We start from the raw sequence: 277 nt of genomic DNA, 5'->3' as shown, positions 1-277 counted from the left end.
CGGTGCTGTGATCGTGCCGCTCGCGGGCGCGCGAACCTCGGCGCGAGCCGCGGCGGGATCCGCCGCCGTGCGCGCCGGGATCGCCGATCACGTCGCGAGCGACATCGCGGGGCTCGCCGAGATCCGTACTCTGGGTGCCGCCGAACGCCGCCTGACCGGGCTCGCCGCGCTCGAGTCGCGGCTCGCGGACGCATCGCGTCGGGGTGGTGTGGTCGCCGCGATCCGTCGTGCCCTGACGATCGTGTGGCCGTATGCAGCGGCGATCGCGGTTCTCACC

The 277-nt window shown here is 74.7% G+C and carries 1 protein-coding gene; it reads left to right on the top strand.

Annotation, left to right across the window (positions count from 1 at the left end; translation table 11 throughout):
- On the top strand, window positions 1–277 hold a 277-nt coding region (locus SB717_RS35435), incomplete at both ends, for a hypothetical protein (protein WP_410907608.1).

It is taken from the genome of Priestia sp. SIMBA_032, from assembly GCF_046535215.1.
Classification (GTDB): Bacteria; Bacillota; Bacilli; order Bacillales; family Bacillaceae_H; genus Priestia; species Priestia aryabhattai.
This window is presented reverse-complemented; position numbering and strand designations above follow the sequence as displayed.